Origin of the sequence: Piscirickettsia litoralis (assembly GCF_001720395.1) — a bacterium.
GTDB classification, from domain to species: domain Bacteria; phylum Pseudomonadota; class Gammaproteobacteria; order Piscirickettsiales; family Piscirickettsiaceae; genus Piscirickettsia; species Piscirickettsia litoralis.
In genome coordinates this window covers 1082339-1093871 of sequence record NZ_MDTU01000001.1, presented here as the reverse complement: position 1 = coordinate 1093871, position 11533 = coordinate 1082339, and the positions used below count along the sequence as shown (strand labels likewise).

11 protein-coding genes are annotated in these 11533 nt (G+C 41.8%); 9 read left to right on the top strand and 2 right to left on the bottom strand.

Annotated elements, in window-relative coordinates:
• Positions 1-707: 707 nt before the first annotated feature.
• The 5 genes from BGC07_RS05150 (at position 708) to BGC07_RS05135 (ending at position 6087) form a co-directional block, all read left to right on the top strand.
• Positions 708-2072: an MFS transporter gene (locus BGC07_RS05150; protein WP_069312232.1), complete on the top strand. Its 1365-nt coding sequence runs from the start codon at positions 708-710 to the stop codon at positions 2070-2072.
• 103 nt (positions 2073-2175) lie between these two features.
• Positions 2176-3198, top strand: a complete 1023-nt coding sequence (locus BGC07_RS21790) for an MFS transporter (protein ID WP_235602943.1) — start codon at positions 2176-2178, stop codon at positions 3196-3198.
• Positions 3104-3418, top strand: coding sequence for an MFS transporter (locus BGC07_RS21785; RefSeq protein ID WP_235602942.1), 315 nt, complete (start codon positions 3104-3106; stop codon positions 3416-3418). Before BGC07_RS21790 ends, BGC07_RS21785 begins: the two co-directional genes overlap by 95 nt.
• A 196-nt stretch (positions 3419-3614) precedes the next feature.
• A complete protein-coding gene (locus tag BGC07_RS05140) occupies positions 3615-5480 on the top strand; it encodes a hypothetical protein (protein ID WP_069312231.1) in 1866 nt (621 codons plus the stop codon).
• A 211-nt stretch (positions 5481-5691) separates the two neighbouring features.
• Complete coding sequence (locus BGC07_RS05135) at positions 5692-6087, top strand: hypothetical protein (RefSeq protein ID WP_069312230.1); 396 nt, start codon at positions 5692-5694, stop codon at positions 6085-6087.
• A 21-nt stretch (positions 6088-6108) separates the two neighbouring features.
• On the opposite strand, the gene BGC07_RS05130 is transcribed toward BGC07_RS05135, so the two are convergent.
• Both BGC07_RS05130 and trmH read right to left on the bottom strand, forming a co-directional pair.
• Entirely contained in the window at positions 6109-6513 is a 405-nt protein-coding gene (locus tag BGC07_RS05130) for a RidA family protein (RefSeq protein ID WP_069312229.1), read from the bottom strand.
• A 12-nt stretch (positions 6514-6525) separates the two neighbouring features.
• The gene (gene trmH / locus BGC07_RS05125; protein WP_201258122.1) at positions 6526-7227 is read right to left on the bottom strand and encodes a tRNA (guanosine(18)-2'-O)-methyltransferase TrmH; all 702 of its coding nucleotides are present in this window, start codon (positions 7225-7227) and stop codon (positions 6526-6528) included.
• A gap of 65 nt (positions 7228-7292) precedes the next feature.
• Here trmH and BGC07_RS05120 point away from each other — a divergent pair, with 65 nt between their 5' ends.
• Genes BGC07_RS05120 through BGC07_RS05105 form a run of 4 tightly spaced genes read left to right on the top strand, consistent with a single transcriptional unit; the run spans position 7293 to position 11533 of the window.
• Positions 7293-9008: a glycosyltransferase family 39 protein gene (locus BGC07_RS05120; protein ID WP_069312228.1), complete on the top strand. Its 1716-nt coding sequence runs from the start codon at positions 7293-7295 to the stop codon at positions 9006-9008.
• Positions 9005-9367 (top strand): EamA family transporter, encoded by a 363-nt coding sequence (locus BGC07_RS05115; protein ID WP_077216770.1) that lies wholly within the window; start codon positions 9005-9007, stop codon positions 9365-9367. Before BGC07_RS05120 ends, BGC07_RS05115 begins: the two co-directional genes overlap by 4 nt.
• Positions 9368-9373: 6 nt before the next feature.
• Entirely contained in the window at positions 9374-10528 is a 1155-nt protein-coding gene (locus BGC07_RS05110; RefSeq protein ID WP_069312226.1) for a DegT/DnrJ/EryC1/StrS family aminotransferase, read from the top strand.
• Positions 10529-10534: 6 nt separating this feature from the next.
• The gene (locus BGC07_RS05105; RefSeq protein WP_069312225.1) at positions 10535-11533 is read left to right on the top strand and encodes a glycosyltransferase; all 999 of its coding nucleotides are present in this window, start codon (positions 10535-10537) and stop codon (positions 11531-11533) included.

Below are 11533 nucleotides of genomic sequence, written 5' to 3'. Positions count from 1 at the left end.
AAAGAAGCTGAATGGCGGTTTAATATGGGGTCGCCAAAAGAATTATTGGCTGATCTCAAAAAGTTGCTCAAAGAACTTTATTAGGTGTCAGCACCTAAAATTAATAATCATTCAAGGTAGCACTTTGGGTTTGAAGAGTCACAGGAAATATTTGAGAAAACGAGACCCTAGACGGAATAAACACGGAATAAACCCGGTAGAATTTAAAACACCTTAAAGCTAAAATGTTAGCATCAATGAGTAATTATTGTGGTTCATTGCTATAGCAACAACGCAGTGCAAGCATGAATCACAGTTCAACCCAAAGGGTTGTAGCAAAGTAACATCAAGGGCTTACCCGTGGATGTTTATTGATGAATAAACCAATCGTCTTATCATGCATCTTTTCACTATTATTGATATTGGATCTGCATGGCAGTAGGATATGAGCATTACAACAGAAGAGTCTTGCCTTGTTTCATTCAATGAATCGTTTTAGAATGTCGAGCAACTCACTGTGTTTCATTCTTGCATTCCTTTTTTGGTCACAAGGCTGTAAGGGTTTGATGGTGTTCAGCGTGTTATTTTTTGTTCTTATATTTGATTTTTGATGTGAGAATGTAGTAATTAGAAGAAAAATAACACGTTTTATGGTCAATTTAATGATTTATTGTTCTTTGTGTGATTAATAAATGTCTAAAAATAAATCTTAAATACAGGAAGATGGCATGACTACACTTGATAAAAAGTGGAAAATTTTAATTGGGGCCGGTTTGGCGGTGCTTTTGATTGGAATCGACTTTAGTGTCGTTAATACCGCATTGACGGTAATCCGTAACGACATTGGAGCGTCGACCAGCCAATTACAATGGATGATGTCTGGTTATGGTATTCTTTTTGCGGCGATGCTGACGGTGCTTGGTCGAATTGGGGACATTAAAGGCAGAAGGAAAGCCTTGTATGTTGGTGTGATTGGTTTTGGCTTATCCTCACTGGGTGCAGGGTTGTCAGGTTCTGCGCTATTTTTGATCATTATGCGTATGCTGCAAGGCTTGTTTTCAGCTTTGCTTTATCCTGCGGCTGTGTCTGTAACGGCGGCGGCCTTTTCTAAAGAGCAGCAAGGCCGTGCCATGGGAATTTTCGGCAGCTTTTTTGGTATAGGTTTTGCGGTGGGGCCGGTACTGGGTAGCTTTATTACTGGACTGTTGAGTTGGCGCTGGGTCTTTTTTATTAATGTGCCAATTGTGATTATTAGCTTACTCATTTGTTTACCTGTCGTTGCAGAAAAAAAACATCCAGATGTGACGCATATCGACTGGTTTGGAGTGCTTAGCCTGATGATTTTCTTGTTGGGAATTACCTTCTTTTTTAATGAAGGTCCTCGTTATGGCTGGGATTCACATCTGACTATTGGCATTTTAGTCGTTTCGCTTATCTCTTTAGTGGTCTTTTGTGTGATAGAAAAATATGCAGAGATTCCGCTTATTCCAATACGATTATTTAGAAACAAGACCTTTGTGATGGGAGTGCTCATCTATCTTGCGACAATATCGTTATCATGGTCAGTTATGTTTATTATGCCAATTTATATTCAGCATCAACTTGGATTTTCAATAGAAACTGCTGGTGTGTTATTGGTGACGATGACGGTTATGACCATGATTATGCCTAGTGTTGGGGGACGGTTATTAGATAAAGGTAATAAATATTTCGTCCGCCATGTGCCGATGTTATGTTCTATTTTTGGCTTATTTGTTTACACGTTACTCGGTGGCAGTGGACCGGTTTGGTTGTTGATAGTTGGGCTTGTGCTTTTTGGTTCTGCTTGGGGGTTAAGTAATGGCATGACGGTGCCGCTTGCATTGTCTGGCTTGAAAAATGCGAATGATCATGGACTGGTTGCAGGAGTTGCTGCAACTCTTGCTAATGTGTTTGGTTTGCCTATTTTTACCTTAGATATTTTATTGCTTCGTCATGGTGAAAAAACCTCTTTTATGCATGGGTTACATTATGCTTGCTATCTGCTTTTGCTTGTTTCTGTGATTCTATGGCTAGCTATGCTTTATGTTACAACAAGAAAAAATAAGGCATAACACTTGTGTCCTATCACTTTTCAGGAAGATTTTTTGTGCCTCTATTGATCTTGGCCTTTAAGGGGTTATATAGCTGTTGAGCATTCGGATATCGGATATGAGCATGCTTAGGGCAATAACTAAGATTGTTACATTATATTTAGGTTTACCTAAAGATATTTATGTTGTTGCCCTCGCTGAGTTTGTACTTGCTTTAGGCCGTTTTGTTTTTCCTTTTTTAAGCTTATTATTGACTCAAAAATTAGGCCTATCTGCAATGCAAGCGGGTGTTTGGGTGACGGTCGTCGCGCTAAGCTCTTTGCCAGGTTCATTTGTCGGTGGTAAGCTCAGCGATCATTTTAGTCGAAAATTAATCATTATTATTGGTCAAGCCTGTGCTGTAGTCACGATGGTTGTTTGTGGTTTTTTTGCTACTTCCTTTGCTATTTTACCTTTAGTTTTTATTGCAGGGTTTGCTATGGGGGTGGCTATGCCTGCGGTGCGAGCATTGATTGTTGATTTATCGACCCCTGAAAATCGTGATGCGGCCATGTCGCTCAGTTATTTAGCATTTAATATGGGCTTTGCGATTGGTCCTTTGCTCGCGGGCTTTCTTTTTGCCCATCATACACATTGGCTGTTTTGGCTCGATGGCTTTGCAACTTTTGTGAGTATGTTGTTGATTATATGTTGTTTAAGTGGGCGGTACGTCATTGAAGCAAAAAGTGAGCTTGAGCAAGCGGTGACAGGCTCTGTTTGGTCGGTGTTGTGGCAGCGGCCGCACTTAATTTTATATACGATCATATGCACTTTGTTATCATTGGCAATTGCCCAATTTTTCTTCGCGATTCCACTTTATTTAGCCGATGTTTTTAAAGGTCATGGTGCTGAGCATTACGGTCAGGTGATGACGATTAATGCGGCGGTTGTCGTTATTTTTACCCCGATTTTTACCGCACTAACGCGTCGCTATAGCGCTTTGGTTGGAACCATTATTGCGGCAGCATTTTTTATGCTTGTGCTACAGCACGTTGCTCTCGAGCCAGAGTTTGATGGTGATATTTCTGGCCGTTTTTTTTATGACGGTGGGGGAGATTTTGATTGTAACAAAAAGCAATGTTTTTATTGCCAATCACTCACCGAGTAGCCATCGTGGCAGAATTAATGGCATCTTACCTGCGATAATTTGGTCAGGCAATTATCTAAGCCCAATTATTATGGGCAGTTATATTCAGCAGTTTGGCTTTCAGTCTTTATGGTATTTGATGATTGTTCTTGTGCTGCTATGCGCTTTATTTCTTTGGCTAATGTCATTGTACACCCTAAAGTCTCAGCGACTGGTATCTTCTCGCCTATTTGATGCATAAGGAAGCTTTTGGCCTGGTTACAGGTGTGGTGGCCTGGTTTGTAGCGGTTTAATAAATCTCAGTTTGTTGTTTTTATTTATTTTTATTGTTGTCAATTTAAAAAATATTATAATTTTATTTATTGTTTAGACTTTGTTTGTTAGGTATAAATTAGCGCTTTAGAATTCTTGTTTATGAGTAGGAAGTACAGCTTTAGATGCCGGCGAATACTGTTGAGCTTTATCCAATAAATGAAAATCTAAAGGAAAAATATAGAAGGGAGCCTACTTTAGGGGCATTGTCTAAGAATTTAGGACCATTGTCTACGAAAGGCTCCACTCGTCTCTACTGGAATCGTGCTTTATTAGAACTAGATGGGCTTGAGAAGCTGCCTCCAGCGCTAAAGGGCTTTCTTCTATATAAATTTGAACATGATGATAGCGGGATGCTTGAAAAATTGCAGGTTGCACTGGAGTCACAGGATGATAGCACGGACTTTGCCGATGTGATGGACCCTGGGATGGACTGGGTGTATTTGTTCTGTAACTTATTCAATACCGTTGCTCCGATCGTTGCTACGGTTATTAAGCCACTGGTGATGTGGATTCCGATTGTTGGTGTGTTATGGAATCTTTTTGACACTCTCGGTGCAGTTGCTTTAGCTGCCCATGAAGGTAAGCAGGGGGATGACTGGGCTAAAAATGTGAACTATGGCTCTGCCATACAGCTTGGTGCGTGCACCAGTGTTACTATTACGTCTTTATTTATGCCATCCGTATCGGCCCTGGGGATAGCGGGTACGGCAGCGGGTGGATTTGGTTTTGCTGCGGCGATGGCGATTGCTTGGGGCTTAGAAGAGCGAGCGGTTAAGCTTTGTGATAAGCGCATAGAGTATCTGGTTAAAGAAGAGATTGATGACGATACAGTTACTCAGAAATACAAAGTTTGGCGTGATGCAATCGATGATAACGATGGCACTGAAGAAGAAGCGCAAAGTGATTTAAATAACTCATTAGATGAGTTAGAGAAAGAGTTAACGATTCAAGGTAATAAGCCGGAAAAGCTACTTGCAACAAAAATGTGCCGTAAGCAGGTGAAAGAGCGTGAAATGCATAGTCGCATGCGCTCAGTGTGGAAGTGGTGCACTGTTGCGATGACGGTGGTTGCAACTGTTGCGGTTGTTGCTGTTGCGGTAGGAGTTAGCGTTGCAACCTGTGGTGTTGCAACAGCAGTCGCTGGATCAGCGCTTGCAGCAGGCACGGGTATTTATCGATTACATCAAAAACATAAACTAGCAAAAGCGGAGCAAAGTGATGGGCGAGACCAAAAAACGAGAGAACTTGAGGACATTAAGAAGTTTGTTGCTTCAAAAGATTATTATGATTATGAGAAGACTCATGATGGTGGTAACTCTGAAAGAGTAAAGCTTTATAAGACGCTTTATGATCGTGGCCTTTTTGATCGATATGCTAGTGACGTGTACGATATAGAGACAGAATTTAAAGGTGAAAGGGCAACACCAGAGGTAGATGAGAGCAAATTCCAAGAACTTAATCAATATTTAGATGAGCTATCTCCAATAAAAAAAAACAAACCTAGACAATTCAAAGACCTCTTACCTTCTATTATTGAACTGTTTTTACAGGGTAAAGGAAAGGGTGAGTGGGATCAATTAAAAGAAAATTATATAAAATATTTTCCATATGGGGAAGATGTTTTTAAAGCTGGATCTAAAAATAAAAGGTTTGCTAATGCTAAGATTAGCCCATACGTCGAAGAGTCTATAAATCATTATTTAGACGAATATGCAATCAAATTGGCCTATAAGCCGAAATTAACAGCCCAGCAGAAAATAGCAATGTATGAAGGACGCAAGCAGGCTTTAACTCGTTTAGCAGAGAAAATACAGGCTGCTTATTCGCGCCGCAAAGACAAAAATAGCGACACTATGAGTTATGGCGAGATTGACAGTGTAGTGGAGCATCACCGACAGCAAGTGAGTCGCGAGCCTCCAAAGGTGATGATGGATACTTTTCACGCGCATTTAACCGGTAGCCACGACGAGATAGAGTTTGCTCTTTAGGTTATATTGAATTGTAATTTTATCGTGAATCGTTCTATTTGATAATAATCTCGGTGAGCTTATCTCTTGAACTTAAGTCTTCAAAAAGCCGCTTTTACATTTAAAGAAACTGCACTGAAAAGCTTTGGGAAGAGAGTTGGGAGGACGATCATAGCGCAATGGCATAAGCTTCAGTAAAGGATAAGGGTTATTTATTAACAAGGAGTTTAATGTGAACTGTAAGCGTTTTCTTTTATCAGTTGTTGCTGTATTTATTGTTATTTTTATTATTGATTTTATTGTGCATGGTTTCGTGCTGCAGGGTATTTATAGCGAAACAGCCACATTGTGGCGACCACAAGCTGAGCAGAAAATGGGTTTTATGGTGTTAAGTCAGTTTGCTTTTGCGGTCGTATTTAGCTTTATTTATATCAAAGCGTATGTCGCTAAAAATATTGCAACAGGTTTGCGTCACGGCGTGTATATCGGCTTATTGCTGGCGACCTTGCAAATTGGCGCTTATGCCTATATGCCGATCCCTTTTGTATTGGCCTTGGCTTGGTGTTGTTCGGTCATTATCAATAGTGTGGTTGCAGGCTGGGTGATCGGTTGTATCTATAAATCTTGACTGCACTTGTTTAAGAGCGTGTTAAACACGCTCTGCGGACTCATCGATAATGGCATCGGCTTCCATAGAAACAAGAAAATCGGGGCCAGTCATGCGAGACACTTCCAGCATCGAGGTTGCAGGCTTAATATCTTGAAAGACTTCGCCATGGGCGCGACCGATATCTTGCCACAGGCGCAGGTCTTTGACATAAATGCGCGTGCGCACAACATCGGCCATTTCAGCGCCGGCATGCTCTAAGGTGTCTTTAAGGTTGGCGAGAATTTGCTTGGTTTGCTCATAAGCGTCGCGCATGCCGATGACCTTACCTTCTTCATCGACAGGGGTGAGGGCTGAGATTTGAATAAAAGGGCCGACACAAACGGCTTGTGAAAAGCCAATTTGTTTTTCCCAATCTGAACCTGAAGAAATATTACGTCGTTTCATACTGCCTCCGTTTTAGCGTGATTGTGGCAGGATGTCCCCATCATCATCAAGGTCTGGATATGCTTGGCCGCGAGCTTGGTAGAGTTTGGCAATTTTGGGGTGCATCCACTCGAATATTTTATTTTTGTCTATTGTATCTTGTTTTTCTGCACTCTCATACATTCCTGCGAGTTGGCGTTGACGTTGTGCTTCAAAAAGAATCGTCGCCGCAGCTACTGAAACATTTAAAGACTGCACCATACCGACCATAGGAATGATGATATGCTGGTCTGCGCCTTCGCAGGCTTCGCTACTTGCACCTTTTAGCTCGCTGCCGAGGACAATCACTGTCGGTTGAGTATAATCGATCTGGCGAAAATCAATCGCTTTATCCGAGAGGTGAGTGGCAAGAATTTGAACGTTAGGTATTTGGTTTCTTAATTGTTGGTAGGCTGCACTAATTGATTCATGGCGGGTGATATTCACCCAATCCTTACTGCCAGAAGCCGTATGATGGTGAATGCCGATATCTTCAAATTCAGGATGAACAGCATGAAGGTGAGAAACGCCGACGGCATCACAGGTTCTGGCAATCGCTGAGAGGTTGTGGGCTTTGTGGACATGATCCATCAATACCGTTAAATTATCCTGGCGTGCTGCTAAGACGCGCTTTATTTTGTTTAACCGTGCAGAACTCATAACTTTTGGATGACCTGTGACAAAAATGTGTTCCATTTTAACGATTTTGCTGGTTAAAAACTAGTCAATGATTCGATATATTTGATATTAAGGTGACCTGTGTGAAACAAGCATTCTCGCTCCATAGCTCCCGATCTTGGTTGATAGATAGCTGTTGGATTATTTTTCTTGTGGGAGTTTTTTACTTTTCTCTCATTGGCTTACGTGCATTTACCACGCCTGATGAGGGGCGCTATGCCGAGATCGCTCGTGAAATGGTGGTGAGTGGCCATTATCTGATTCCGACTTTAGATTTCGCTCATTATCTACAAAAGCCACCTCTTTACTATTGGCTGGTCGCAGGAGCGTTTAAGCTGTTTGGTATTAGCGATACTGTGGCCCGGGTGCCCAATGCGTTTTTAGCCGTATTGGGTGTGTTATTGAGTTATTATTTTGCTCGCTATAGTTATAACCGTCGTACCGGTTTATTAACTGCAGGGATCATCGCAACATCCTTATTGTATTTTGTGATGGGGCAATCTAATACGGTCGATATGCTGCTGAGTATCTTGCTTGCAGGGTGTTTATATAGCTTTTTATGGGGATTAGGCCAGCAAGGTTGGCGAAAAAGGTTAGCGTTATGGCTTTCTTATGGCCTCGCCGGGCTTGCTGTACTCGATAAGGGCTTGATTGGTATTGTTTTTCCAATGATGTTTATCGGTACCTGGATAATATTGCGCTGGGATTGGGGCTTACTAAAACGCATGCATATCCCATCAGGGGTCATTGTTTTCTTATTGGTCGCTGCGCCTTGGCACCTACTTGTTGAATTAAAAGCCCCCGGGTTTTTGCACTATTACTTTATAGAGCAGCAATATGAGCGCTATTTAACGGATGTGACTCACCATGTCATGCCGACTTGGGAATACTTAAGCATTGCTTACTTTAGTATTTTCCCGTGGATGATTGTATTTTTATTTTCTGTATATAGTTTATTGAAGCAAGGTAAAAAATTAATCAGCTCAGAAGCTACGGCCTTGTTTTTATTGATTTGGCCTTTGGAATTAGTGCTATTTTTTGCCTTTTCTTATTCTAAATTAATCCCTTATTTACTGCCGATTATTGCGCCAATGGCGATCATTACCGGGCGCTTTATCGATCAAGTTTGGCGAGATAAGGCGATGGGCTTAAAAGCGATGAAAATCAGTGTAGGACTTGTTGGTTTCATCTTTTTAGTGATCGCGGTGATTGGCTTTAATGGTGAACACTGGCTGGCGAGCACGTTGGCAGCACTGGATTCGCCAAAGCAAGGGCTAACTGCTCTGCATAGCTTGGCCTGGGCGAGTATTGCTGCGGCAATTTTTTGCTTGATCAGCTTGTTTTTTAAGAAAGTAAAAATTCAATACGGTGCCTTATTTTTAGCGAGTTTATTGGTATTGACGAATTTGGCTTATGGTATTAACCCCTTTAATACTCGAACGACTAAAGCCATTGCTGAGACTGTAAAACCTTTATTGAAGCAACACCCAACAGCAAAAGTTGCAACCTATCATATTTACCCTCAGGACTTTCCGTTTTACCTCAGACATCAGGTTATGGTGGTCAATTGGCATAGCGATGAGTTTCTCTACTCTTTGAAATATGACCGGGCATCTTGGCAGTGGTTGATCAAAAGTAATGTATTTTGGCAAAAATGGCGCACACAACCGTTGTATGTCTTAGTCCTTCGTGATAACTTGCAAGGCTTTATCAGTCAAGCGGGTAAGATTAAGCCAATATTAATAACGTCGACAAAGCGCTATGTATTGGTGGCGAATCAAAAAGTATTAACAAAATGAACGTATTGATTATATTGTTTAGCGTGATGCTAAACGCAGCAGCACAAGTTTTTTTAAAGTCTGGGATGGAGCGTATTGGCCGCATCTCCTTGGAGCATATCCCACAAGTGTTGCCATTGGCTTATAAGGCAGCAACCAACCCCTATATCATTGCAGGTTTTGCCTGTTATGCTATCAGCTTGGTCACCTGGATGGTTGTGCTTTCCCGGGTGGCGGTGAGTTATGCTTATCCGATGCTCAGTGTTGGCTATATTGTGACGGCTGTTGCAGGTTACTATCTGTTCAGTGAACCACTGACGGCAACACGGATTTTGGGCATCATTATTATTATCATTGGAGTGATTTTAATTAATCAATAAACTATTATGACACAACCATTTTTACCGTTTGTAAAGCCGTCTATTAGTGAAGCGGCGATTGAAGAAGTTTCAGACTCTATTCGTTCAGGTTGGTTAACGACCGGACCTAAAGTTAAACGTTTTGAAGCCGCTCTTGCTGAATATGTGAATGCGCCGACCGCTTTAACGGTCTCTTCAGCGACTGCCGGTTTGCATTTGGTTCTGGCGGCAATGGAGTTAAGTTCGGGTGATGAAGTGATCACCACACCGCTGACCTTTGTGGCAACGGCGAATAGTATTGTTGCAGCAGGTGCTAGACCGCGTTTTGTCGATGTAGACCCTAAGACGTTTAACTTGGATATAAATCAAGTTGAGTCAGCAATTAATGAAAGAACACGGGCGATTATGCCGGTGCATTTTGCTGGCTTGTCCGTTGATCTGGACCCGCTTTATGAACTCGCCAAAAAGCATAATTTGCGGGTGATTGAAGATGCGGCACATGCGATAGGTTCAGACTATAAAAACCAGAAAATCGGTAGTTTTGGTGATATTCAGGTTTTTAGTTTTCATCCGAATAAAAATATGACCACCGGTGAAGGCGGTGCGATTATTTGTCGTGATGAAAAATTGGCGAAAAAAATTCAGGTTTTGCGCTTTCATGGTATAGACCGTGAGGCCTGGAATCGCTTTAGTAAAGAAGGCAGTCAAGATTATGAAGTTGTCGCGCCGGGCTTTAAGTATAATATGATGGATATTCAAGCCGCTTTAGGCTTGCATCAATTGCCAGAGTTAGATGGTTTTATTCGTGATCGAGCCGTCATTGCTGAGCGTTATTTACAGGAACTTGCCAATTGGCGCGAATGGCAGCTTCCAGAAAATGGCCATTATGAAAACTTACATGCATGGCATATCTTCACGCCCTTGATTCAAGAGTGTGCAGGAATGAGTCGTGATCAATTTGTTGATGCGATGAAAGCACATAACATCGGTATCGGTGTGCATTGGCCACGCCCAGTGCATTTATATGCCTATTATCGAGAGTCTTTAGGCCATCAAGAAGGTGATTTCCCACATGCTGAGAATATTATGTCACGCATTGTGAGTTTGCCGATGTTTCCAGGAATGACAAGCGCAGAACAAGATCGTGTGATTACTGCAATGAATGATGTTTTTAAGAGGTAAAAAAGAGTGAGTGTAAGCCCCTATATTAGTGTTGTGATCCCCGTTCATAACGAAGAAGATGTGCTTGATGATTTATATCAGCGCTTATTTCCTGTGCTTGATAAGATGAATAAGCCTTTTGAGGTTTTATTTACCAACGATGGTAGTCGTGATCGCTCAAGTGAAATTCTAAAAGGCTTTTTTAATGAGCGCCCGAATGAAGTGCGCGTCATTGAGTTTAATCGTAATTATGGCCAGCATATGGCGATTATGGCCGGTTTCGAGCGAGTGCGCGGTGAAATTGTCATCACTATGGATGCAGACTTACAGAACTTACCCGAGGATATTCCAAAACTTGTCGATAAAGTCGAAGAAGGTCATGATGTCGTTGGAGGTTATCGAGTGGATCGCCAGGATCGTTTGTGGCGTAAATTTGTGTCCAAAGCGCATAATTTCCTGCGTAAATACATCACTAAAATCGACATGCAAGATGAAGGCTGCATGCTGCGTGCTTATCGTCGTGAGATTGTTGAACTTATGATTGCCAGTGGTGAAAGTTCGACTTTTATCCCCGCGCTTGCGGTGAGCTATGCGGCGAATCCAACAGATGTGCCAGTACGTCATGCGGCGCGTGAAGCGGGTGAGTCCAGTTATAACCTTTATAAGTTAATTCGCTATAATTTTGATTTGTTTACCAACTTCTCGTTAGTACCGATTCAGATGTTTACCTTTATTGGTTTGGCTGTTGCGTTCGGTAGCTTAATCTTATTTGTGTATTTGATGGTACAGCGTTTGTTGCATGGCCCAGATGTGGATGGGATCTTCACCCTGTTTGCGATCGTTTTTTTCTTGATGGGAGTTTTATTAACAGGCATGGGTATTATGGGTGAATATATCGGCCGTATTTTCCAAGAAGTGCGTCGTCGCCCACGTTTTGTTATTCGTCACGTTCTTGAGCAAAAAGACATAAATACGTCCATCACAGACTCTAGTTCTAATTCTAACTTTAACCCTAAGGCAGAATGA